Origin of the sequence: Massilia sp. Root133 (assembly GCF_001426525.1) — a bacterium.
In the GTDB taxonomy this organism is placed as follows: Bacteria; Pseudomonadota; Gammaproteobacteria; order Burkholderiales; family Burkholderiaceae_D; genus Telluria; species Telluria orientalis.
Window position 1 is genome coordinate 551,675 of record NZ_LMEW01000001.1, and the last position, 20,912, is coordinate 572,586.

The window sequence follows — 20,912 nt, forward strand, 5'->3', positions numbered from 1 at the left end:
TCAGCGGGACGCCTGGGACAGGTATTGCAGCATGTTGTCGGCGGCCGACAACACCTTGGTGTTCATTTCATAGGTGCGCTGGGCGGCGATCATGTCGACCATCTCTTCGACGACCTGCACGTTCGACCCTTCCAGTGCGCCCTGCTTGATCTTGCCGAAGGCGCCGTCGCCGGCGCGGCCTTCGTTCGGCGTGCCGCTGGCGGTCGTTTCCTGGAACAGGTTGTCGCCCAGGGCCAGCAGGCCGGCCGGGTTGACGAAGGTCGTCAGCGTGAGCTGGCCCAGTTCCGTCGGGGCGATGTTGCCCGGAACGGTCGCGCTGACCATGCCGTTCTCGCCGATCGTGATCGCGGTCGCGTTGTTCGGGACCGTGATCTGCGGCACCAGGGGCAGGCCCTGGGCGTTGACCAGCACGCCGTTCGAATCGACCTGCAGCTGGCCGGCGCGGGTGAACGCCGGCTGGCCGTCCGGGCGGCGCACCTGCAGGAAGCCGTTGCCGTTGATGGCCACGTCGAGCGGCTGGCTCGTCGTCTGGATGCTGCCGTTGGTGAACACCTTCTGCGTGCCGACGATGTTCACGCCGTTGCCGAGCTGGACGCCGTTGCTGACCGTGTTGTCGGCCGTCTGGGCGCCCGGCTGCTTGTCGACCTGGTAGAACAGGTCTTCGAACACGACGCGGTCGCGCTTGAAGCCGACCGTGTTCACGTTGGCCAGGTTGTTGGCGATGGCTTGCAGTTTCGCATCCTGCGCCTGCACACCGGTCTTGCTGATCCACATTGCTGGATTCATGGTTTCTCTCTCTTCTGATTCGGTTGGGGACGCGCGTTCAGCCTGCGATCAATTTGTTGCCGACTTCGTTCATGCCGTCGCTGGCCTTGAACAGGCGCATCTGCACCTCGAAGCTGCGGTTCAGGCTCATGGTGGCGACCATTTCCTCGACGGCCGAGACATTGCTGCCTTCGAGCGCGCCCGGGCGGACCTTGACGTCCGGATCGGCCGGCAGCTGGGCGCCGTCGCGCGTCACGATCAGGCCCGCCTCGTTCTTCGTCAATTCGGCGCCGGTGGCGTTCACGAGGCGCAGCTTGTCGACGACCTGCATCTGCGTGGCGCCTTCGGTCAGCACGGAAATCGTGCCGTCCTTGCCGATTTCGACCGCGGTGTGCGGGGGCAGCACGATGGGGCCGCCTTCGCCCATCAGCGCATGGCCGTGGACCGACAGCGCGCCGTCGGGACCGATGTCGATCTCGCCGGAGCGGGTATAGGCTTCGCTGTCGCCATACTGCACGGCGAGATAGCCCTGGCCGCCGATCGCGACGTCGAGCGGACGGCCCGTTTCGCGGACCGTGCCGGCACGGGTCGAGACCATGTCGGCCTGCATCGACGACATATGCCGGTCGTCGTAGCCGAAACCGCCCAGCTGCTGGTTGGTCGCCACTTCCATGCTGGCCCGGAAGCCCGCGGTGTCCAGGTTCGCCAGGTTGTTGGCGTGGACCTGTTGGGCGCGCATCAGGCGCTCGGCGCCGGAAACGGCGGTGAAGATCAGTTTATCCATGGGGCGTCAGTCTTACAGGGCCTGCATCAGGGCCTGCATCATCTGGTTCTCGGTGGTCAGGACCTTCGAGTTGGCCTGGTAGTTGCGCTGCGACGTCATCAGGCCGACGAGTTCCGACGTGATGTCGACGTTCGAGCCTTCCAGTGCGCCGGTCGCCAGTTTGCCGGCCAGGCCCACGCCCGGGGAGCTGTACAGGGCGGCGCCAGAATCGGCGTTGGCCACCCAGCTGGTATCGCTGATGGACGACAGCGCGCCTTCGTTGGCGAAGGTGGCGACGGCGACGGTGCCGACCACCTGCGACTGGTCGTTGCTGTACTTGGCCACGAGCGAGCCGTCGGCCGCCATTTCCACGCCCACGAACGTACCCGACGCATAGCCGTTGCTGCGGTTGGTGGTGGTGGTGGCTTCGCCGGCGAAACGGGTCGTGCCCGTGTAGTCGATGGTGACGTTGCCGGCCGCGGCGCCGCCCGCAGCCGTGATGGCGACCGAGTTGCCGGTCGTGGTCTTCAGCGCGCCGGTGGCGTCGAACGTCAGCACGGCGGGCGTCGTGCCCGGCGTGGCGCCGTCCAGCGAATAGAACGCGTTGACGGTGTTGGCGTCCTTCTTGACGAAGTATTGCGACAGGGTGTGCTGCGTGCCCAGCGAGTCGTACACGATCGACTGCTTGACCATGTTGTACGAGGTGTTCTTGGTCGGGTCGAACGGGGTGACGGTCGGTACGGTCCAGTCGGCCGACAGGTTGCCGGTGTAGGCGATGCCGGTCGTCGCGACGGCCGGGATCTGGCCGGTCGGGATCTGCACGTCGCCCATCGCGCCCAGCGTGCCGTTCTTGGACGGACCGTAGCCCTGCACCTTGTTGCCGTTGCTGTCGATCAGCATGCCGGTCGAGTCGGTCGAGAAGATGCCCACGCGCGAATACTGCGTCGTGCCCTGGGCGTTGACGCTGACGAAGAAGCCGCGGCCGTCGATGGCGGCGTCGAGGCCGCGGCCGGTGGTCTGGGTGCTGCCGTTCGTGCTGATGTTCTGCGTGACCGAACCGATTTCCACGCCGTTGGGGCGGCTGCCGGCCATGACGGACGCGAAGTTGGCGCGGCTGCCCTTGAAGCCGTAGGTGGCCGCGTTGGCGATGTTGTTCGAAACGGTGTTCAGTTGCTCGTTGATGGCCTGGATGCCGGACAGTGCGATGTCGAAGCTCATGTCGATTCCTTAAATGCGTTGCGGTAGAGGGTGGGCGCCGTTCAGGAGCCCGTCTTGCCGTTGAAACCCGTGACGGCCGAGGGATCCACCTCGCCGATGTTGGCCACCTGGAGCACGACGCTGGCGCCGTTCACGCGCACGCTGTTCAGGCGCGCCGCCACTTCGATCGTCGGGGCGCTGCCGTCCGATGGCTTGGCCTGGATCTTGTACGTGCCGGGCGCCAGGCCAAGGGCGTCCGGATCGATCGTGAACGACTGGGCGCCGGAACCCGGGCCCAGGTCGATCGCATGCTGCTGGCCGTCGCCACCGGTCAGGACCAGGCTCGTGCCGGCCGAGAGACCGTTCAGTTGTACGGTGCCGTTCACCTTGCTGCCGTCGAGCCTGACGGTGTCCGTCGCGACCGTGACTTCGGAACCCACCTGGCCGCCCATCGCGAGCGTCTGCAGGCTTTGCAGGACGGATGCGCTGGCGGTCGTCGTCTGCGACAGGTTCTGCAATGCCTCGGTCTGCGACAGCTGTGACAGCTGGTTGACGTACTGGGTGGGATCCTGTGGCGACAGCGGGTCCTGGTTCTGGATCTGCGCCACCAGCAGCTTGGTGAACATGTCCTTGTTGGCGTCGGTCGGCGCCTGCGTTGCGATCTTGTTGCTGCCCGTATTCGACGTGCTGCCGAACTGGGTGTTGGTGGCGTGATTGGTGGTCACCATGTTCAGGATTCTCCCAGCTTGAGCAGCGACTGCTGCATGGATTTGATGCGTCCGAGGACTTCGACGTTGGTTTCGAAGGCGCGGCTGGCGGACATCATGTCGGCCATCTCGGACACTTCGTTGACATTCGTGTAATAGACCATGCCGTCGGCATCGGCCTTCGGGTTGCCCGGCTCGTGCACGCGGCGCAGCGGCTCGGCGCTCTCGACCACGTCGAGCACCTGCACGCCCGCGCTGGCGTCGTTGCCCATGACGGCCGCGAAGACCGGCTTGCGGGCGCGGTACGCTTCCGCTTCGGAGCCGGCCGCGACGTCGGCGTTGGCCAGGTTGCTGGCAATCGTGTTCAGGCGCACCGACTGCGCCGCCATCGCCGAACCGGCGATCTGGGAAATGTCCTTGAAGCCCATTGTTGACCTGTTATTGACCGTTGATGGCTTTTGCCAGACCGCGCAACTGCATGTTGATGAAGGTGAGGCTGGTATTGAAATCGGAAGAGTTCTGGCCGAACGCGGCCTGCTCGACGCCGATCTCGACGGTGTTGCCGTCGGCGCTCGGGTGGTAGGGCACGCGGTACAGGGGCTGGTCGTCGCTCAGGCTGAGCTCGCCGTTCTCGGTGTCGATACGATCCTGCAACATGGCGCCAAAGTCGATGTCACGGGCGGTGTAGCCGGGCGTGCTCTCGTTGGCAATGTTCGCCGCCAGCACCTTGGTGCGCTCGGCGCGCAGTTCCAGCGCGTCGGCATGCACACCCAGTGCATCTTTGAAATTAATCGTCATGTCGGGAACTCCTGTCGGTTGAACTTCAGATGATTGGTTAGAATCAGATTTTTTCCGCAGCCACTATTCTCTAATGATTGCTTTCTGTAAGGCAACCCTTGCCGCTTTATCACTGATGCTGTTTTCTGCGTTCGCGCAAGCGGCGACGCCGTCGATTCCCATGCAAATCGAGCAATCGGCCCGTGCCGAACTGGAAAGACAGATGGCCGCGTCCGGCCTGACCGAACCGCAATTCGAGATTGCCGTCGTGACCGCGCGGCCGGCGCCGCCGTGCAGCCAGCAAGTGGCCGTGGAACCGCTCGATACCCGCTTTCCCCAGAGGATGCGCTTCGTGGCGCGCTGTCCGGACACGCCCGGATGGCGGTACGAGTACGTCGTCCGCGCGCGCGTGACGGCCATGGTCGCGATCGCGGCGGCGCCGGTGGCGGCCAACGAAGCGTTGACGGACACACAAGTTACGATCGAGCGGCGTGATATTTCCAACATTGCCGATCCGATCAGTAATCCAGCCGACGCGGTCGGACAAATGTCTCGTCGCATGTTGCGTCCAGGAGACATTTTGCGCAGCGGCCAGCTCAGCAGCCCCGTCCTGGTGAAGCGCGGCGATGCCGTCATGATGATCGCGCGGCGCGAAGGTATCGAAGTCAGCATGGCCGGAGAAGCACTGGATGCGGGCGGAAAGGGTGCCGTCGTGCGCGTGCGCAACGCCGGCAGCGGGCAGGTCGTGCGCATGCGCGTCGCCGGACCCGGCACGGTTGAGCCGATCGACATGGCGATCAGCCGCTGATGTTCTGCAATTTGCCGGCCAGGCGCGACAGCTTGGCCGCATAGGCGGGATCGGTGGCATAGCCGCCCTTGGCAAGGCCGGCGGCAAAGGCCCGGGCGTCGGTGCCGGCGCCGAGTGCGCCGTGGAAGCGCGGGTTGTCGATCAGCATCTGCGCATAATCGCGGAAGGCGCTGGCCTGGTCCGGGTAGGCGCGGAACTTCGCGCTCGTCTTGATGGCGGCCCCGCCGACGTATTCGGTCGTGGCGGACTGCGCGACATCGCCTTTCCAGCTGGCGCCGGCCTTGATGCCGAACAGGTTATAGGATGAACTGCCGTCCGTATTGCGCAGCGGACGCTGGCCCCAGCCGGATTCCAGTGCGGCGTGCGCGGAGACGAGCTCCGGCGCCACGCCCAGCTTGTCGGCCGCTTCTTTCGCCCACGGCGCGATGCTTTCCAGGAAAGCCTGCTGGTCGGGCGACGCGTCGGTATCGCCGCCCATCAGTGCCGCCGTTGCGCCCTGGCTGCGTGCGGCCCACATGCGGCCCTCCGCGCTGAGCTGTGCGCTCGGCGCGAAATCGCCGCCGCCGTTCTGGATGAAGTCGGTGACTTCGCCCTGCACCTCGTTGAAGATGCCGCCGAACTTCCCGCCGCCGTTGCCGATCGGCGCGGTCGGCGCGGTGGCCGCGGTCGGGGTCAACGAGGGGATGGACGTCGTGAATTCAGCGTGGCGCATAGGTATCGTCTTCGCCGTGCAGCAGGCGTTGCATGATCGTAAATTGTTCAGCCATCAGGTTGCCGTTGCGCGTCGTCGCCTGCTTGCAGTCGCGCACGAGCGTCTCGAGCTGTTCCCAGTCGGCCTGGCCGCGCGTGCGCTGCGGCGCCGGCAGGCTGCCGAACAGGTCGTCCATCGTCGCTTGCTGGCCCAGCAGGGCGCGCACGAGCTGCACGCGCTGCTGGCGGCGCTGTTCCATCGCGTCCAGCTCGGGCGTGAGGGCTTCGGCCAGCAGCGCCAGCTCGGTGGCGCGGTGGCGCATGGCGGCCTGGAATTGACGTTCCAGCAGGTCGCGGATCGTGCCGCAGGCGGTCATGTCGGCCTGGACACCGTCCAGCAGGCGCGCGACGGCCTGGTCGCGGGTCATGCGGCTCATGGGGTCAAGCCTTGCTGCCGTGGAAGCGCTGGATCAGGCCGGCCAGGCGGCCCGCGTCGAACGGCAGTTCGCCCTTGGCCAGCGCGTCGCGCAGCTCGGCCACGCGGGCGGCGTCGAAGTCGGGCAGGGCGCCAAGCGCTTTCTGGGCCGGCTGCAGCATGGCGGATTCGAGGGCGTCGTTGCCCGCCGGGGCGGCAACCGGGGCGGCCGCCGGCGCGGCGGCTGCGCCGCCCGCCTGCGGGGCGATCGAGACGGAAGGCGAAGAGGCGCTGGAAATCTTCATGCGTGGTCCTCGGGTTTTCGATTGAATCGTCATGGTTTCTTTACCATCTGGCTGCGCAGGTCCTTCAGCGCCGGATCGTCCGTTTTGGACGTGGACGCATCGGAGGTCAGGGCTTCGGTATCCGCCGGAGTGCCGAACATGGTCTTGATGGCAGCCGCTTGCTTGCTGGTCAGGATTAACAATTCGATACGGCGGTTGGTCGAGGCATCCGGATGGGCCGCATCGATCGGGGCGCGGTCGGCCATGCCGACCAGTTGCAGGATGCTTTCGCTGCGCATGCCGCCGATGAGCAGTTCGGACCGCGCAGCCAGAGCGCGGTTGACCGACAGGCTCCAGTTGGAATAGCTGGTCGGTCCGGCCTTAGTGTACTGCAAGGAGTCCGTGTGGCCTACGATCAACATCTGATTTTCCATCTTTTCGAACAGCGGTGCCATCGCACGCAACAGTTTTGCGAATTTGGCGGTCGGCAGCGGGCTGCCGCGCACGAACATGCCCTGGCGGTCGGTGTCGTGCAACATCACGCGCAGGCCGTCCGGCGTGATCACGGCGGCAAGGTTCGATGCGAGGCCGGCGTCCACGCTCATCTGCTCGAGCCGGTGCGCCAGCGCGGCCAGTTCGGACGGCGATTCGTACTTCGTGCGGACCGTATCGGTATTCGCCTTGGCGCCCGCGGCCGGGCCTTCGGCGCCGCCGTTGCTCTTCGGGAGCTGGAAGCGTTCGATCAGGCTGCCGGCGGGGCTCGATTTGACTTCCGGCTTGCCGCCCGTGCCTTCGAGCAGGCCGCTGGCCGTGTTGTCGCGCACGATGTTCTTGGTTTGCTGGGCTTCGCGCGCGGCGATCAGCCACAGCACGAGGAACAGCGCCATCAGCGCCATGCAGAAGTCGGCGAACGCGACCTTCCACGCGCCGCCGTGTTCGTCGTCGTGATGCTTGCCGCCGCCACGCTTGACGATGGTCGCTTCGTGCTTGTCGGCGGCGGCTTTCTTGGTAGCTTGCACTTATCGCTCCAGATCAGGCCTTGCGCCTGGCGCCGGCGTCCTCGCCGTCGGCCATCGCGTTGATCCACGCTTCGAGCTGGGCGAAGCTGGGCTTGGTGTTCAGCTGGATCAGGCGGCGGCCCGCGTCGATCGCCAGCAGGGGCGGCTTGCCGGCGACGTGGGTGCACAGCACGACCTTCACGGTTTCCATGGTCGACGCTTCGGAATTGACCAGCTGTTTCATCATGCCGGAGATCGGATCGAGCACGCCATAGCAGAAGAAGATGCCGATGAACGTGCCGACCATCGCGGCGCCGACGTGTTCGGCGATCTCGGCGGTATCGGCCCCTTCGCCGACCGAGTTCATCGTGATCACGATGCCCAGCACGGCGGCCAGGATGCCGAAGCCCGGCATGGCCTCGGCGATCTTGTGCAGCGATTTCGACGGCTGGGTCAGTTCGTCGTGGATGGCCTCGAGTTCCTGTTCGAGCACGCCTTCCAGTTCATGGGCGTTGATCTTGCCCATTGCCATCAGGCGGAAGTTGTCGACGATGAACGCCAGCAGCTTCGGCTCTTCGAGGATCCGCGGATAGCGCTGGAACATCGGGCTGTCCTTCGGCGCCTCGACGTGAGCGTCGAGCGCCTTCAGGCCGCCCGCGGCCGTCTGCAGCAGTTCGTACATCAGCAGCAGGAGCTGGCGCTGGAATTCGGAGTCGTGCTTGTGCTTGCTCGCGACCTTCCTGACCTGGGAAAACAGTTCGGCCAGCACGTGCTTGGGGTTGCCCAGCACGAGTGCGCCGACGGCGGCGCCACAGATGACGAGCATCTCGGTCGGTTGCCAGATGGCGAGGGCGCTGCCGCCCATCATGAGGTAGCCGCCGAACACGGCACCGAGCACGATGAGAATGCCAAGGATTTGCATGATTGTTATACCTTTCTTGTCTGGTCGTTCAGGCCTGGGCCAGCGCCGCTTTCATCTTGGCCAGCGCACTCTTGTTGAGCTGGCAGACGCGGGCGTCGGACAGGTCGAGCACGGCCGCGATTTCCTTGTAGCTGAGCTCGAATTCATAAATCATCTGGATCACGCGCTGCTCGCGTTCGTTCAGGGCGCCCAGTGCCTGCTCCAGGCTGCGGCGCACCATGAACTGTTCTTCCGGACCGGGGGCGTTGTGGGCGCGCTCGGTCGCTTCCTGCAGCACGTCGTCGAAGCTGAGCAGCTCCTCGGCAACGTCATCCAGCAGGAACTGGCGCCAGTCTTCCTGGCTGACGCCGAGCGCGTCCGCCGCTTCCTTGTCGTTCGGCTCGCGGCCGAGCTTGCGGGTGAGGGCGCGCACGGCGTCGCGCATCTTGTGGCTGTCCTGGCGCACGGCGCGCGGGCGCCAGTCCTGGCGGCGCAGCTCGTCGAGGATCGCGCCGCGCACGCGCAGCGACGCGTAGCTGGCGAAGCCGGTGTCCGGGGTGCCGTAGCGGCGCAGCGCTTCGAGCAGGCCCATCAGCCCGATCTGCTCCATGTCTTCGCGTCCCATCGCGCCCGACACCTGCGACGTGAGCTGGCGCGCGATGCGCTTGACGAGCGGCGCATAGGCGACGAGGTGTTTCTGCTCTTCGGCCGCGCTCATGGCCGCATGGATGGCGGCGTCGGCATATTCGCTGCTGGCGTAGCTGTCGGCGTAGTCGGTCATGTAACCCACGTTGTCCCCGATGGTTATTCGATGATCAGCTTGCCGATCATGACTTGCACGAACGGTTTTTCCGTGTGCTCGTGCTCATAATTGGCGTCGAAGGATTTGTTCAGTTCTTCCGCGTACTGTTCCACCGTCATGCCGGCCGCTTCCTTCATCGTGTAGGCCGACAGGGTACGCACCGCCAGGCTGCGCAGCAGCGGCAGGTTTTCCTTCGTTTCCTTTTCCTTCGCCGCTTCCGTCGACAAGACGAGGTCGGTCGACAGGTAGTGGGTGTCGGCGTCGTCCGGGCCGCGGCGCAGCATCACGATGACCTTGTCCAGCGTCACGTACTTGACCGGCTTGCCTTCCCTGGCCTTTTCCGCTTCCGCTTTTTTCGCCGCGCCGGCGGCTGCCGCGGGCTTGGGCATGAACCACCAGACCGCGCCACCCGCACCGGCCGCGCTCACGATCACGGCGCCGGCGATGGCAATAATCATTTTCATTTTGCTCATGTTGGTACTTGCGCCCGAAAGCGCTCTCGATTCGTCCGTTGCTTACGAGTCGCGGCCGAGATTGAACACGGACGCGGGGTTGCCGGCTTCGGCCAGACCGCGGCCGGGCTCGTTGTCCTGGTCGCGGCCTTGCTGGCGGCCGCGGCCCTGCTGCTGCGGGTCGCCGAACGGCGCCGCATTGTTCTTGGGTGCCGGTGTCACCGTCACGGCGACCTCCGTGTACTGGCGCTGCGACAAATCGTTGCGCAGGTTGTCGCTGACGGTCTGCAGCTGGCGCAGCACGTCACCGTTGGTGGCCGAGATATTCACTTCCAGCGTGCCGGCGCTGTGGCGGATCGCGATGTCGATGCGGCCCAGTTGGGGCGGCTCGATGCTGATCGTGGCCTGCTGCACGTTGCCCGCGACGTGGACGTTCAGGCGGTCGCCCAGCGTTTCCTGCAGAGTCTGGCGCCATGCCGTCGGCGGACCGGCCAGCTTGACGGTGTCGGCGGCCGGCTGGGCAGCCGGCAAGGTCACGGCGCCCGCAACCGGCGCGGCCGTGGCGGTGCCCGGCTGGACGCCCTGCGCGCCGGACCCGTCCGTCGCAGCGTCCTGGCCGCCGGTACCGGCGTTGCCGTTGGCGGGATTGCCCTGGACGGCCAGGCGCACGGTGGTGGCGGTCGCATCCTGCTGGGCGGCTTGCGCGAGCACGGCCTGCGGCAGGGCCACCGGTGCGCGGCGGACGTCCTGGCCCGAGACTGCGAGCGGCTGCGCCGGCGTGTCGGCCTTGCCGGCCTCATCCGTGCCGGCGTGCGTGCCGCCCTGGGCAGCCTGCACGGCCTGGGTGACCTGTTGCGGCGACAGCGGCATCAGCGGCATCGTCATCGCGGCCAGCAGGGGATTGTCCGGCGTGGTGGCGGCGTCGGCCGGCGCGGTGTCGGTCGCGGCGTCGGTGGGCGCGCTCGCTTGCGCGGCGGCGGCGTCCGCTGCCGGATCCGCCGCGGCGTCCGTCGGCACCTGTGCGCCCGCGACGTTCTGCAGGCCGAGCCAGCGGGCGAACGTCTTGCCCGGCGCCGGCGCCGGCGCCGGCGCAGTACCGGCGGCCGTGGATTGCGCGGGTGCCGCCGCGGTCGGTGCGTCCTTGGTGGCAGCCGGGGCATTCGCCTGCTTGGCGGCCGGCAGGGCCGACGTGGACGGGTTTACGGTGTTGAGCATCATGGTCATTCCTGGCTTGCGCCTGATTCTGTTTCGCTGTGCATCGCGTAGGCGATCCAGCCGTCCTTGTTGGCGCGCATCTCTTCCAGGCGCGGTTCGAGCGCGCGCGCGGCGGCGGCCACGTGGCGCGCGGCCGTGTCGTGCTGGGCACGCACGCGTTCCAGCGCGGCGCGTTCCCCGGCGGTCCACGGGCCCTGTGCGGCGAGCGCGTGCAAGGCCGGGAAGAGGGCACGGGCCTGTTCGCCCAGCCGGTCCCAGTCCTGGCGCGCGGCGGCGTCCTGCAGGGTATTGCCCAACAGCGCCAGCCGTGCAAGCCGGTCGGTCCGGTCAGCCATTACGCGCCTGTACGCCGGCCCAGCCCTGGCGGATGGTGGTCAGGATGCGCACGACCTCGTCGATCATCGCCGGGTCCTGCTTGATGCCGGCGCCATGCAGGTGCGTGACGCAGAAGTCGTACAGGTTGGCGAGGTTGGCGACGACCTGGCCGCCGGTCTCGAAATCGAGCGAGCTGGACAGGCCGTTGATGATGTCGACGCATTTGTTGATGCTGTTGGCGCGCTGTTCGTAGCGCTTGGCCACGATGTGGGCGCGGGCGCGCGCCAGTTCGTCGAGCAGGCCGTCGGTCAGCACCAGGACGAGTTCGATCGGCGAGGCGCGCGACGTTTGCGCGTCCAGGCTGGTGGCGTGATAGCTGCTGTAGGCTTCGGTATAAGACATCTCGAATCTCTCAGTTGGATGAGTTGCTGTTGAACAGCGCGCTGAACATCGAAGAATTGTTTTGCATGGTCGACTGCAGGGCCTGCAGGGCGGTGTACTGTTTCAGGTAGCGCTGATAGGCCGCGTTGTACTTGTCATCGAGGTCCGTCTGGCGCTCGGTCAGGCGCGACTGCAGACTGCTGTTGGCGTCGGTACGCTCCTGGATCTGGCCGGTGGTCGCATTGCTCCACATGTTCAGGTAGGTGTTCAGCGAGCCCGCGATGCCTGTCGGTGCCGACGTGCTGGCCGTACCGATCAGCGTGTCGAGGCCGGTCGGATTGACGGCCAGCTGCTTTTGCAGGCGCGCCGAATCCAGGCTGAGGGTGCCGTCGTGCGCGGCCGTGATGCCGTAGCTGGCCAGCGACAGCACGCCGCTCGGCCGCAGCAGGTCGACGACGCGGTTGCGCAGCGCGGTCACGCCCGCGTCGTGAGCAAACGCGCCGGCCGCGACGTTGTTCTTGGGGTCGCCCGCCGAGAGGAGACCGTCGAGTGCGCTCTTGAGTTTGTTGTAGGCGTCGACGAACGCCTGCACGTTCGCCGTCGTGCCGGTGGCGTTGCCGCCCACCGTCAAGGTGATCGGCGTGGCGCCCGGCGCCTGGGCCTTGGTCGCCGTGAACGATACGCCGTCGATGTTCGTGAAGGTGTTCGACGCCTGCTTGACTTCCGTCGTGGGGTCGGTGGGATCGCCGAAGTTGACGATGGCGTCCTGGGCCGTACTCATGACCGTGGGCGCGGCGTTCAGGGCGGCCTGCAGGTTGGCGTCGAGCACGCCGGTCGTATCGAGCGAGATGGTGTTCGCCGCGCCGGTTTTCGTCGACGACAGCACGAGACGCGACGTCGCGCTGGCGCCGGTGCCGATCGTGACGATGCCGGCCGTGACCTTGCCGCCATTGTCGGCGGACTGGTTGATGGCCACCGCAAGCTCGCGCGCGGTGAGCGTGCCGTTCTTGTCCGCATCGGCGGCGGCGAGGTCGACGTTGATGGTGACGGGGGTCGCGGCGAGGTCGGCCGGGTCGGCCAGGTTCAGCTTCAATACGCCGGGCTGGTAGGTGCCATCGGGCTGCTGTTCCGCGCTCAGGTCGAAGTCGCCCAGGTTGTAGGCGATCTGGCTCGGCGTGGCCACCTGCTTGACGAAGACGCTGTAGGCGCCGGGCGTCGCGGTCGAGCTGGCGGTGGCCGTACCAAGCGTCGTGTCGGACAACGTTGCGCTCTGGGCGAGCATCGACTTGCCGATGCCGGCCAGGCTGGCGAGGGACGTCTGGTAAGCGGAGATCGCGGAGCTCAGCGTCGTCAGGGCCTTGGCCGTGGCGTTCGCCGTATTGGTCTGCGTGGTCAGCTGGGTCTGTGCACCTTCGATGTACTTGTCGGCCAGGGCCTTGGCGGTGCTGGTCGGGTCGTAGGTGGGGGCGGTGATCGCGCTCGTTGCCATATCGGTTCTCCTGCTTATGCGTTCTTTGCCAGCCACGACTGCGTGGCGATCTCGTCTTCGCGTTTGCGCTGCGTGCGTTCCTGCGCACGCGCATACGCGACCTCGTGTTGCTCCAGCACCTTGCCCAGCAGCTCGCGCCGCGTCCAGGCCTGGGCCAGATGCTTCTGCGCGACGGCCATGTCGGCCTCGTGCAACTGCAGGTCGGTCCGGTGCGTATCCGCCAGCGCGAACACGGCCTGCTTGTAATTGCCGCAGTTGATGGCCAGCGCCGGCGACAGCGCGCGCGCGCCGGCCGGCTGCCCCGACGGGCCGCTGCCTTCCGCCAGCGCCGTCAGGCGCTCCACGCTGGCCTGGAAGCGCACGCGCGTCGCCTCCTTCTTCGCCAGCGCCGTCTGCATGCGTTCCACTTCGGTGCTGCGCACGCGTACGAGCGTGTCCAGGCTGGTGATCGTCTCGCGCTTGCTCATGCCATCATCGCTTTCAGTTGGTCGACGCAGGCCGCGAACGGCGCGTCTTCGCGCGTGCCCTGGCACAGGAACGCCTCGATGTGCGGGTTCAGCTTCACGGCGCGGTCGGTTTCCGGATCGGCGCCCGGCTGGTAGGCGCCGAGCGGGATCAGGTCGCGCACGCGCGCATGCTTCGCCAGCGCGGCCTTCAGCTTGCGCGCCGCCTGGGCGTGTTCCGGCGTCACCACCTGCGCCATGCAGCGGCTGATGGATTGCGCCACGTCGATCGCCGGGTAGTGCCCGCGTTCGGCCAGTTCGCGCGTCAGCACGATGTGGCCGTCGAGGATCGCGCGGGCGCTGTCGACGACCGGGTCCTGCTGGTCGTCGCCCTCCGCCAGCACGGTGTAGATGGCGCTCATGCTGCCCTGTTCGTTTTCGCCGTTGCCGGCCGATTCGACGAGCTGCGGCAGGTTCGAGAACACCGACGGCGGGTAGCCGCGCGTGGCCGGCGGCTCGCCCAGCGACAGCGCCACTTCGCGCAGCGCCATCGCGTAGCGCGTCAGCGAATCGCACAGCAGCAGCACGTTCTGGCCGCGGTCGCGGAAATGCGCCGCGATCGAGTGGCACAGTTCCGTCGCCATCACGCGCATCAGCGGGCTTTCGTCGGCCGGCGCCACCACGACCACGGCTCGACGCAAACCCTCCGCGCCGAGCGACTTCTCGATGAACTCGCGCACCTCGCGGTTACGCTCGCCGATCAGGCCCACGACGATCACGTCGGCCACGGTCTGGCGCGTGATCAGGCCGAGCAGCACGGATTTGCCCACGCCGGAACCGGCCATCAGGCCGACGCGCTGGCCCTTGCCGATCGTGAGCATCGAATTGATCGCGCGCACGCCGACGTCCAGCGGTTCTTCCACCGGGGCCTTGCGCAGCGGGTTGACCTTCGGCGGCGTCGTCGACAGGGTTTCCTCTCCACCCAGCTTGCCGCGGCCGTCGATCGGTTCGCCCAGGCCGTTCACCATGCGGCCCATCCACGAGGGGCCGATCTGGATGCTGGACGGGCCCGTGGCCGGCAGCACGCGCGCGCCGGTCACGAGGCCGTCGGCCTGCTTGAACGGCATCAGGTACGTGACCTTGTCGCGGAAGCCCACGACCTGCGCGTCGAGCCACGAGCCGTCGACGGTCTCGACGCGGCAGCGCTGGCCGGTGTGCAGGCGGCAGCCCACGCTTTCGAGCAGCAGGCCCTGCACCGCGACGAGGCGCCCGGTGGGCGTCGCGACCGGCGGAGCCTTGATCTCGAGTGCGCGCAGGGTTTCGGCCAGTGCGCTCACTCGGCGTCCTCCTTCGCGGTCGCGTCCAGGCTTTCGCGGACTTGCGTCATGCAGGCGGCGAGGCGGTTCTGGCAGCCGGCGTCCACTTCATGGTCGCCCGCACGCACGCGGCACTCGCCCAGGTCCAGGGCAGGATCGGACATCAGGTTCCACTTCTTGGCGCGCTTAGGATCGAGTTCCTGGATGCGCTTGAGTTCTTCCGGATTCATGAACACTTCCACCTCGTCGCGCGTGGGCGGCATCGCGGCCAGCGCCTCGTCGACGAGGTTCAGCATCTGCACGGGTTGCAGCGCCAGCTCGGCGCGGATCACCTGGCGCGCGATCTTGCCGACCAGGTCCACCACTTCCTTGCGCTGGGCGTTGCGGAATTCGGTCTTCATCTTCTTCAGGCTGCGCAGCATGGCGTCGACGGGCTTGGCCATCTGCTCCAGTTCGGCCAGCGCCTGCTGGCGGCCTTCGGCGATGCCGCGTTCCACGCCTTCGGCATGGCCCGCGTCATAGCCGTCGGCACGGCCTTCGTCCAGGCCGACTTCATAGCCTTCGCGCTGGCCCTGGCGATAGCCGTCGGCCACCGCGCTCTGCCAGTCCTCGGTCGGCGTGGCGGAGGAGGACGATTGCGCGCCCTTGGCCGCGCCGGCGGCGATGAACTGCGCCAGCGGCGGGAAGTGATAGGGCCGGAACTGCTTCATTCGGCAGTCGCCTCGGCAAACAGCTGGACCTCGATCTCACCGTTGTCGACGAGCTCCTTGACCTGCGCCATGATCTCCTGGCGCGTCTGCACGATGCGCGACATCGGCACCGGGCCGGAACGCTTCATGAGATCCTCGAAGCTCTGTGCCTGGCGCTTCGGCATCGCGCCGAGCAGCGCGTCGCGCAGCGCGGGTTCGGCACCCTTGAGCGCGATCGCCCACTGCTCCAGCGGGATCTCGTCGAGCAGGCGGGTGATCGTCTGTTCGGTCTGTTTCGACAGGATGAAGAAGTCGTACATCGACATCTCGATCTTCGACACGACATCCGGATCGTGCGCGCGCAGCAGCTCGACCATCGTGGCGCGGTTGTTCGGCAGGCGGTTCAGGATGTCCGCCGCCTGGCGCACGCCTTCCACGGTGGCGCTCTGCGTGTCCAGTGCGGACAGGCAGCGCTGCACCAGCTCTTCCAGCTCGGTGAGCAGGTCGCGGTCGATCTCTTCCAGGCGCGCCAGGTTCAGCAGGACCATCTCGCGGCTGCCTTCCGGCAGCGCATCGATGATCTGGCCGGCCAGCGCGGGCGGCAGGAAGGCGAGGAACACGGCCTGCATCTGCACGTGTTCGGCGGCGATGTAGTCGGCCAGCCACTTCGGCGATGCGTACTGCAGGCGCGCCATCATCGGGCGGATAGCGTCGCCGTAGATCGTGTTGAGCACGGAATTGGCGATCTCGCTGCCCAGGGCCAGGTCGAGCGAACGCTTCAGGTAGCTGCGCGAAGCGCCGTGCAGGCCGCTCTGCTGGCGGTAGTCGTCGAAGAACTTCTGGATCGAGTTCTTCACGGCGTCGACCTTGATGCCGCTCATGCGGCTCATCACCTGGGTCAGCTCGATCAATTCCTCGCGTTCGAGGCAGCGCAGAACGGCCGCAGCCGGTTCTTCACCGATGGACAGCAATACGATTGCGGCCTGTTCGACCGGGCTCAGCACTGCTTCTTGCACGTCGTTATTGTTCAGATCCGCCATTTTTCTTTTGCACCCATTGTTTGACCACTTCCGCCACCCGCTCCGGCTCCTTGCCCGCCAGTACTTTCAGGTGGTCGACCATCACATCCACGGCCGAGCCGGCCGGGGGCAAATCGTATTCTTCGAGCAGCGCCTGGACCGGCAGCGTGCCGCCGGTCGATGCTGCCGTCGTTTCGCCCGGCAGGGCCGCCGCCGCGGTGGCGCCTGGGGCCGGCAGCGCGCCGGCGCTGTGCACGGCGCCCGGCAGGGCGTTGCTGGCGCCGGCCTGGACGGTCGCCAGGGTCGGCGCGGCGGCTGCCGCTGCCGCTGCCGGCTGCGGGGCGACGCGCTGGTTCAGCATGCGCATCAGCGGACGCAGGACCAGCAGCCAGCCGAGCAGGGCGCCCAGCGCAACCATGCCGTAGCGGACCATGTCGACGATGTTGTCGCGCTCCTGGTACCACGGCTCGACCGCGACCGGGGCCGGGAACGACAGCGCGGACACCGTCAGCACGTCGCCACGGGTGGCGTCGATGCCGAGGCCGCCGCGCAGGATCTTGTCGATGTTGGCGATCTCGGCCGGGGTCCAGCCCGTCTTCGGCGTCGCGGCCTTGGCGTTGTTCAGCACCACCGCCACCGACAGCTTCTTCAGGCGGCCGCGCGAGCGCTTGATCTGCGTGATGGCGCGGTCGTAGGCGTACTGGCGCGTCGTCGCGTTCTTGCGGGCGCTACCGTCGTCCGCCTTGGCGTTCGGGTCGGCGGCGGCGCCGTTGGCAGCGGCGTTCGGATCGGCCGGCGGATTGGCGGCGACCGGCGGACGGTTCGACAGCGTGCCCGGCACGCCCAGCGCCATGCGGCTCTTTTCCATCTCCTCGCGCATCGCTTCGCTGGTGACTTTCGGCGCTTCGCCGTATTTCTCCTGCGTTTCCTCGATCTTGTCGTTGTCGACGTCGGCCGTCACGCTGACCTTGAAGTTGTCGGCGCCGAGCACGGGGCCGAGCAGGCCGGCCACGTTGGCGCGCGCTTCATCCTGGTAGCGCTTGGCGGCGGCATCGCCCTGGGCGGCGCCGTCGAAGCCTTCGGTCAGGTCCACGCGCGACGACAGGTAGTTGCCGTTCTGGTCGACGAGCGACACGCGCGCCGGCGCCAGGCCCGCGACGCTGCCCGAGACCATGTTGACGATCGCGGCGATCTGTTCGTTCGACAGCGTGTGGCCCGGCTTGACCGCCACCACGACGGAGGCGGACGACTTGTCGCCGTCGCTGGCGACGAACGACGAGGACTTGGCGATGGCCAGGTGCACACGCGCCGAGGCGATGGCGTCCAGGGTCAGGATCGACTGCGCCAGCTCGCCTTCCAGGCCGCGGCGGAAGCGCACGTCCTGCACGAATTGCGACACGCCCAGCGGGTCGTTCTTGTCCATCAGCTCCAGGCCGGCCGGCAGCTGCGCGGTGACGCCCTTGGCGGCCAGCAGCATGCGGACCTTGCCCAGCTGGCCGGTCGGCACCATGACCTGGCCCGAATCCGGGTGGATGCGGTAGGGCACGTGTTCGGCGTCGAGCACGCTCATCATGTCGCTGGCGACGACTTTCTCGTGGGCGCCGAACACCGGTTTGTAGCCGGCCTGGTCGTTCCACATGTACAGCATGACGGCCGCGGTGATGCCGATGGCCAGCACCAGCATCGGGGTCAGGTTCTTGGTCAGCGCGGGCGGCAGGGCCAGGCGCTTGCCGCCGATGGCGGACTTGAGAGTAGCAATCACGATCGGTTCGTTCCCGTTACACCGGCAGCTTCATCAGCTCGTCGACGGCGCCCATCACCTTGTTGCGGACCTGCATCAGCATGGAGAAGGACAGGTTGGCCTGCTGCGACGACAGCATGGCGCCGACCAGGTCGTCGCTCTTGCCGCTGTCCACGTCGGCCATCTTCTGGTTGGCCACCTGCTGGTCCTGGTCCACGCTGACGAGAGCATTCTTCATGCTCTGCGCGAAGGAGAAGCCGCCGTTGCCATCGCCCAGGGTGGGGTGGCCGCCATCGACCGCAGGCGCCACGACGGCGAGGCGGTTGGCATCGTTGGTGAGGGCTGCCAGGTCGGCCCGGATCAGGCCGGCAAGTTCAGTTCCCATCGTGTTCATCGCTCCCATGCTTAAGTTTGCGGTTGTAACTTTTAGTCAATCTTGCTTCGCCTGCGGCTGTTACATTTTCTGCAAGAAACGTTGACATTTAGAAAATTGTTAAATTCTTAGTGTCATACTGTGGCTTGGTTTCTCTCGCGGAACCGAGGAGAATAGCAGCGGTTTCGTCCGATCCCCAGAGTGTAGTTTGATTTCCCCAGCGCAGTGACAGCATCTTACCGTAGGGCAATGGCGAATTCAAAGGGGAAAATCAAATGGCGTGACACAATTTCCCGGGTATAATTGTTGCCCAGAGGAATGAAAAGAAAGCATCTCTGCTTATCATTTTTTTAACTTGACCATGCCGATTGCAAACCCCGACACCACCCTGCAGCACCAAGTGCTCGACCCCTGTCTTCTAGGGCGTCCGGTACATCTGCTGCCCCAGTTTGCGGCGCGTCTCCAGGAAGACCTGGACACTGCCATGCAGGGCAGCGCACGCCGTTACTGGGCCGGATGGCGTCTCGAAACCGTTGAATTCGGCCGCGTGCCGCAAGAAACGAGCCTGCGCTGGATGGCCGTATTGGGTGCGCTGGGCACCGTCGCGGTGACGTTCGAGCGTGGTTTATTACTGACACTGTTGGAGCGACGCTACGGTGGACGTAGCGCCGGCGCAACTCAGCGGGACCCGCAAACCGAGCGCGTGACGGCCACCGAAGAAAGATTAGGCGTCGTACTGACGCAACAAATGGTGGATCTGTTGTATGCACGCGTCGCTGTCAATGTGGCAATGGAGGTGGCCCCGTGGCCCATCCAGGCCAATGCCGTGGTGCCTTCGGCAATGCCCGGCGAAAGCAACTGGGCCCTGCGCCTGCAGGTCCGTGATAACAACGACAACACCGGCCAGTTCTGGATCGCGCCCGACCAGCAGCTGATGGCCATGATCCTGGGCACGCTGCGCCCGGAAACTGGCCGTCCGGCCGCCGCGCGCGGTCCGGCCGAGCCCCTTGCGACCAAGCTCCAGGTCAAACTGGACGGCCGCCTGGTCAGCAAGGAAATCACCCTGGGCGCACTGTTCGACCTGAAGGTGGGCGACGTGATTCCGGTGAACGTGGGCCGGGCCGACGTCCTGCTCGACGAGGCGCGGTTGTTTACCGCCGCCGTCGCCGAGCACAAAGGCAAGCTGTGTTTAACCTCTTTTGAAGACGCCGAGTAATCAATATGAACCTGAACGATCAATTCGCCGGTGACGACATCCTCATCGACGACGAGCTGGCGGATGAAGCCGCAGAAGGTAAGCAAAGCGCGGCAGCGGCACCGAAAGCCGCGCCGCGCCTGCCGCAGATGATGCGCCGCATCCCGGTGACGCTGACGCTGGAAGTGGGTTCGGCCCGCATCTCGCTGCAGGAACTGATGGCGATCGGCCCGGACAGCGTGCTGCCGCTCGACGCCATGGCGGGCGAGCCGCTCGTCATCAAGGTCAACGGCGCCGCCATCGGGCGCGCCGAAGTGGTCGTCGCGGGCGAGCAGTACGGCCTGAAGGTGATCGATCTGGACGGCCTCAACCTGGACCTGATCGCGTCATGACGTTGCAACGCCGCGGTGCCGGGGTGGCTCACACCTTGCACCGTTTTGCGCCCGCCATCGCGGGCGCCGTTCTTTTGCTGGCCAGCGCAGGCGCATGGGCCGCACCGGACGTGCTGCCCGGCGTGATCCCCGGCTCGTCCAGCGGCCTCACGGTGAAGTCGCAGATCCTGGTCCTGATGACCATCCTCGGGCTGTTGCCCGTGATGGTCATGATGATGACCAGCTTCACCCGCTTCGTGATCGTGCTGTCGCTGCTGCGCCAGGCCCTGGGCCTGCAGCAGGGCCTGCCCAACCGGATCATCACCGGCGTCGCCCTGATCCTGACCCTGCTCGTCATGCGTCCCATCGGCGAGCAGGTGTGGAACGAGGCATTCGTCCCGTACGACAAGGACAAGATCTCGCTCGAGCAGGCGCTCAAGATCGCCGAGGTACCGCTGTCGCGCTTCATGCTGGCCCAGACGAGCAAGACCGCGCTGGCCCAGATCGCGCACCTGGCGGGCGAGCCGGCCGAGATGAAGCCGATGGACCGCGGCTTCACCGTGAAGCTGGCCGCTTTCGTGCTGTCCGAGTTGAAAAGCGCGTTCCAGATCGGCTGCATGCTGTTCATTCCGTTCCTGATCATCGACCTCGTGGTGTCGTCGGTGCTGATGGCGATGGGCATGATGATGCTCTCGCCGCTCGTCATCTCGCTGCCGTTCAAGCTCCTCTTGTTCGTGCTCGTCGATGGCTGGACCCTGACCGTGAATACGCTGGTCGGCAGCATCCACGGCATCTAGCATTCATTC

At 66.4% G+C, this 20,912-nt stretch carries 27 protein-coding genes; 4 read left to right on the forward strand and 23 right to left on the reverse strand.

All coding sequences use genetic code 11. From position 1 onward, the window contains the following. From flgG to flgB, 6 genes are read right to left on the reverse strand one after another with little or no spacing between them, the layout of a single operon-like run. Positions 1–786: a flagellar basal-body rod protein FlgG gene (gene flgG, locus ASD28_RS02455; protein ID WP_200948751.1), complete on the reverse strand. Its 786-nt coding sequence runs from the start codon at positions 784–786 to the stop codon at positions 1–3. A 37-nt stretch (positions 787–823) separates the two neighbouring features. Continuing rightward, positions 824–1,549, reverse strand: coding sequence for a flagellar basal body rod protein FlgF (locus tag ASD28_RS02460; RefSeq protein ID WP_056123383.1), 726 nt, complete (start codon positions 1,547–1,549; stop codon positions 824–826). 12 nt (positions 1,550–1,561) lie between these two features. After that, positions 1,562–2,746, reverse strand: coding sequence for a flagellar hook protein FlgE (locus ASD28_RS02465; RefSeq protein ID WP_056123386.1), 1,185 nt, complete (start codon positions 2,744–2,746; stop codon positions 1,562–1,564). 41 nt (positions 2,747–2,787) lie between these two features. Beyond that, positions 2,788–3,453 carry a flagellar hook capping FlgD N-terminal domain-containing protein gene (locus tag ASD28_RS02470; RefSeq protein WP_056123388.1) on the reverse strand — a complete coding sequence of 222 codons (666 nt, stop codon included), beginning with the start codon at positions 3,451–3,453 and terminating at the stop codon, positions 2,788–2,790. A 2-nt stretch (positions 3,454–3,455) separates the two neighbouring features. Further along, complete coding sequence (gene flgC / locus ASD28_RS02475) at positions 3,456–3,860, reverse strand: flagellar basal body rod protein FlgC (protein ID WP_056123391.1); 405 nt, start codon at positions 3,858–3,860, stop codon at positions 3,456–3,458. 10 nt (positions 3,861–3,870) lie between these two features. Next, positions 3,871–4,230: a flagellar basal body rod protein FlgB gene (gene flgB, locus ASD28_RS02480; RefSeq protein ID WP_056123393.1), complete on the reverse strand. Its 360-nt coding sequence runs from the start codon at positions 4,228–4,230 to the stop codon at positions 3,871–3,873. Between the two features lie 115 nt (positions 4,231–4,345). On the opposite strand from flgB, the gene flgA reads away from it, so the two are divergent. Beyond that, complete coding sequence (gene flgA / locus ASD28_RS02485; RefSeq protein WP_229411878.1) at positions 4,346–5,017, forward strand: flagellar basal body P-ring formation chaperone FlgA; 672 nt, start codon at positions 4,346–4,348, stop codon at positions 5,015–5,017. Here the strand turns inward: flgA and ASD28_RS02490 are convergent. Genes ASD28_RS02490 through ASD28_RS02570 form a run of 17 tightly spaced genes read right to left on the reverse strand, consistent with a single transcriptional unit; the run spans position 5,007 to position 18,552 of the window. Continuing rightward, the gene (locus ASD28_RS02490) at positions 5,007–5,729 is read right to left on the reverse strand and encodes a glycoside hydrolase family 73 protein (RefSeq protein WP_056123396.1); all 723 of its coding nucleotides are present in this window, start codon (positions 5,727–5,729) and stop codon (positions 5,007–5,009) included. The two genes, flgA and ASD28_RS02490, sit on opposite strands and share 11 nt — an antisense overlap. Then, positions 5,716–6,144, reverse strand: coding sequence for a flagellar export chaperone FlgN (gene flgN / locus ASD28_RS02495; protein ID WP_056123397.1), 429 nt, complete (start codon positions 6,142–6,144; stop codon positions 5,716–5,718). The genes ASD28_RS02490 and flgN overlap by 14 nt, the downstream gene beginning before the upstream one ends. A 4-nt stretch (positions 6,145–6,148) precedes the next feature. Next, positions 6,149–6,427, reverse strand: a complete 279-nt coding sequence (flgM, locus tag ASD28_RS02500) for a flagellar biosynthesis anti-sigma factor FlgM (protein WP_056123400.1) — start codon at positions 6,425–6,427, stop codon at positions 6,149–6,151. Between the two features lie 29 nt (positions 6,428–6,456). Next, the gene (locus ASD28_RS02505; protein ID WP_056123403.1) at positions 6,457–7,425 is read right to left on the reverse strand and encodes a flagellar motor protein MotB; all 969 of its coding nucleotides are present in this window, start codon (positions 7,423–7,425) and stop codon (positions 6,457–6,459) included. A 13-nt stretch (positions 7,426–7,438) separates the two neighbouring features. Further along, on the reverse strand, positions 7,439–8,329 hold the full coding sequence (gene motA, locus ASD28_RS02510) for a flagellar motor stator protein MotA (RefSeq protein ID WP_056123405.1): 891 nt from the start codon (positions 8,327–8,329) through the stop codon (positions 7,439–7,441). 25 nt (positions 8,330–8,354) lie between these two features. Beyond that, complete coding sequence (locus tag ASD28_RS02515) at positions 8,355–9,086, reverse strand: FliA/WhiG family RNA polymerase sigma factor (protein ID WP_056123408.1); 732 nt, start codon at positions 9,084–9,086, stop codon at positions 8,355–8,357. Positions 9,087–9,109: 23 nt separating this feature from the next. Beyond that, positions 9,110–9,571, reverse strand: coding sequence for a flagellar basal body-associated FliL family protein (fliL, locus tag ASD28_RS02520; RefSeq protein ID WP_082577030.1), 462 nt, complete (start codon positions 9,569–9,571; stop codon positions 9,110–9,112). Between the two features lie 51 nt (positions 9,572–9,622). After that, the gene (locus tag ASD28_RS02525) at positions 9,623–10,777 is read right to left on the reverse strand and encodes a flagellar hook-length control protein FliK (protein ID WP_056123413.1); all 1,155 of its coding nucleotides are present in this window, start codon (positions 10,775–10,777) and stop codon (positions 9,623–9,625) included. 2 nt (positions 10,778–10,779) lie between these two features. Further along, positions 10,780–11,109: a hypothetical protein gene (locus ASD28_RS02530; RefSeq protein ID WP_056123415.1), complete on the reverse strand. Its 330-nt coding sequence runs from the start codon at positions 11,107–11,109 to the stop codon at positions 10,780–10,782. Beyond that, a complete protein-coding gene (gene fliS, locus ASD28_RS02535; protein ID WP_056123420.1) occupies positions 11,102–11,491 on the reverse strand; it encodes a flagellar export chaperone FliS in 390 nt (129 codons plus the stop codon). Before fliS ends, ASD28_RS02530 begins: the two co-directional genes overlap by 8 nt. Positions 11,492–11,501: 10 nt before the next feature. Then, positions 11,502–12,959, reverse strand: a complete 1,458-nt coding sequence (gene fliD, locus ASD28_RS02540; protein ID WP_056123423.1) for a flagellar filament capping protein FliD — start codon at positions 12,957–12,959, stop codon at positions 11,502–11,504. 14 nt (positions 12,960–12,973) lie between these two features. Continuing rightward, the gene (locus tag ASD28_RS02545) at positions 12,974–13,426 is read right to left on the reverse strand and encodes a flagellar export protein FliJ (RefSeq protein ID WP_056123425.1); all 453 of its coding nucleotides are present in this window, start codon (positions 13,424–13,426) and stop codon (positions 12,974–12,976) included. Beyond that, positions 13,423–14,739 (reverse strand): flagellar protein export ATPase FliI, encoded by a 1,317-nt coding sequence (fliI, locus tag ASD28_RS02550; protein WP_056123428.1) that lies wholly within the window; start codon positions 14,737–14,739, stop codon positions 13,423–13,425. Before fliI ends, ASD28_RS02545 begins: the two co-directional genes overlap by 4 nt. Continuing rightward, entirely contained in the window at positions 14,736–15,428 is a 693-nt protein-coding gene (gene fliH, locus ASD28_RS02555) for a flagellar assembly protein FliH (RefSeq protein WP_056123431.1), read from the reverse strand. The genes fliI and fliH overlap by 4 nt, the downstream gene beginning before the upstream one ends. Then, entirely contained in the window at positions 15,425–16,447 is a 1,023-nt protein-coding gene (locus ASD28_RS02560) for a flagellar motor switch protein FliG (protein ID WP_056123433.1), read from the reverse strand. The genes fliH and ASD28_RS02560 overlap by 4 nt, the downstream gene beginning before the upstream one ends. After that, entirely contained in the window at positions 16,428–18,188 is a 1,761-nt protein-coding gene (fliF, locus tag ASD28_RS02565) for a flagellar basal-body MS-ring/collar protein FliF (RefSeq protein WP_056123437.1), read from the reverse strand. Before fliF ends, ASD28_RS02560 begins: the two co-directional genes overlap by 20 nt. Positions 18,189–18,204: 16 nt before the next feature. Then, positions 18,205–18,552 carry a flagellar hook-basal body complex protein FliE gene (locus ASD28_RS02570; protein WP_056123639.1) on the reverse strand — a complete coding sequence of 116 codons (348 nt, stop codon included), beginning with the start codon at positions 18,550–18,552 and terminating at the stop codon, positions 18,205–18,207. A gap of 349 nt (positions 18,553–18,901) precedes the next feature. On the opposite strand from ASD28_RS02570, the gene ASD28_RS02575 reads away from it, so the two are divergent. Genes ASD28_RS02575 through fliP form a run of 3 tightly spaced genes read left to right on the forward strand, consistent with a single transcriptional unit; the run spans position 18,902 to position 20,903 of the window. Continuing rightward, entirely contained in the window at positions 18,902–19,756 is an 855-nt protein-coding gene (locus ASD28_RS02575) for a FliM/FliN family flagellar motor switch protein (RefSeq protein WP_056123642.1), read from the forward strand. A 5-nt stretch (positions 19,757–19,761) separates the two neighbouring features. Beyond that, entirely contained in the window at positions 19,762–20,127 is a 366-nt protein-coding gene (locus tag ASD28_RS02580) for a FliM/FliN family flagellar motor switch protein (protein WP_056123440.1), read from the forward strand. Continuing rightward, the gene (gene fliP, locus ASD28_RS02585; protein WP_056123445.1) at positions 20,124–20,903 is read left to right on the forward strand and encodes a flagellar type III secretion system pore protein FliP; all 780 of its coding nucleotides are present in this window, start codon (positions 20,124–20,126) and stop codon (positions 20,901–20,903) included. Before ASD28_RS02580 ends, fliP begins: the two co-directional genes overlap by 4 nt. The last annotated feature ends 9 nt before the right edge of the window (positions 20,904–20,912 follow it).

What these genes read in the sequence shown, in the direction of transcription:
- ASD28_RS02490 (WP_056123396.1), bottom strand. Translation starts at nt 5,729, where the DNA reads ATGCGCCACGCTGAATTCACGACGTCCATCCCCTCGTTGACCCCGACC.
- flgG (WP_200948751.1), bottom strand. Translation starts at nt 786, where the DNA reads ATGAATCCAGCAATGTGGATCAGCAAGACCGGTGTGCAGGCGCAGGAT.
- fliD (WP_056123423.1), bottom strand. Translation starts at nt 12,959, where the DNA reads ATGGCAACGAGCGCGATCACCGCCCCCACCTACGACCCGACCAGCACC.
- flgB (WP_056123393.1), bottom strand. Translation starts at nt 4,230, where the DNA reads ATGACGATTAATTTCAAAGATGCACTGGGTGTGCATGCCGACGCGCTG.
- fliH (WP_056123431.1), bottom strand. Translation starts at nt 15,428, where the DNA reads ATGAAGCAGTTCCGGCCCTATCACTTCCCGCCGCTGGCGCAGTTCATC.
- flgM (WP_056123400.1), bottom strand. Translation starts at nt 6,427, where the DNA reads ATGAAGATTTCCAGCGCCTCTTCGCCTTCCGTCTCGATCGCCCCGCAG.
- ASD28_RS02545 (WP_056123425.1), bottom strand. Translation starts at nt 13,426, where the DNA reads ATGAGCAAGCGCGAGACGATCACCAGCCTGGACACGCTCGTACGCGTG.
- ASD28_RS02515 (WP_056123408.1), bottom strand. Translation starts at nt 9,086, where the DNA reads ATGACCGACTACGCCGACAGCTACGCCAGCAGCGAATATGCCGACGCC.
- fliL (WP_082577030.1), bottom strand. Translation starts at nt 9,571, where the DNA reads ATGAAAATGATTATTGCCATCGCCGGCGCCGTGATCGTGAGCGCGGCC.
- ASD28_RS02575 (WP_056123642.1), top strand. Translation starts at nt 18,902, where the DNA reads ATGCCGATTGCAAACCCCGACACCACCCTGCAGCACCAAGTGCTCGAC.
- ASD28_RS02460 (WP_056123383.1), bottom strand. Translation starts at nt 1,549, where the DNA reads ATGGATAAACTGATCTTCACCGCCGTTTCCGGCGCCGAGCGCCTGATG.
- ASD28_RS02525 (WP_056123413.1), bottom strand. Translation starts at nt 10,777, where the DNA reads ATGATGCTCAACACCGTAAACCCGTCCACGTCGGCCCTGCCGGCCGCC.
- ASD28_RS02580 (WP_056123440.1), top strand. Translation starts at nt 19,762, where the DNA reads ATGAACCTGAACGATCAATTCGCCGGTGACGACATCCTCATCGACGAC.
- flgA (WP_229411878.1), top strand. Translation starts at nt 4,346, where the DNA reads ATGCTGTTTTCTGCGTTCGCGCAAGCGGCGACGCCGTCGATTCCCATG.
- ASD28_RS02465 (WP_056123386.1), bottom strand. Translation starts at nt 2,746, where the DNA reads ATGAGCTTCGACATCGCACTGTCCGGCATCCAGGCCATCAACGAGCAA.
- ASD28_RS02530 (WP_056123415.1), bottom strand. Translation starts at nt 11,109, where the DNA reads ATGGCTGACCGGACCGACCGGCTTGCACGGCTGGCGCTGTTGGGCAAT.
- fliS (WP_056123420.1), bottom strand. Translation starts at nt 11,491, where the DNA reads ATGTCTTATACCGAAGCCTACAGCAGCTATCACGCCACCAGCCTGGAC.
- fliP (WP_056123445.1), top strand. Translation starts at nt 20,124, where the DNA reads ATGACGTTGCAACGCCGCGGTGCCGGGGTGGCTCACACCTTGCACCGT.
- ASD28_RS02560 (WP_056123433.1), bottom strand. Translation starts at nt 16,447, where the DNA reads ATGGCGGATCTGAACAATAACGACGTGCAAGAAGCAGTGCTGAGCCCG.
- flgC (WP_056123391.1), bottom strand. Translation starts at nt 3,860, where the DNA reads ATGGGCTTCAAGGACATTTCCCAGATCGCCGGTTCGGCGATGGCGGCG.
- flgN (WP_056123397.1), bottom strand. Translation starts at nt 6,144, where the DNA reads ATGAGCCGCATGACCCGCGACCAGGCCGTCGCGCGCCTGCTGGACGGT.
- ASD28_RS02470 (WP_056123388.1), bottom strand. Translation starts at nt 3,453, where the DNA reads ATGGTGACCACCAATCACGCCACCAACACCCAGTTCGGCAGCACGTCG.
- ASD28_RS02570 (WP_056123639.1), bottom strand. Translation starts at nt 18,552, where the DNA reads ATGGGAACTGAACTTGCCGGCCTGATCCGGGCCGACCTGGCAGCCCTC.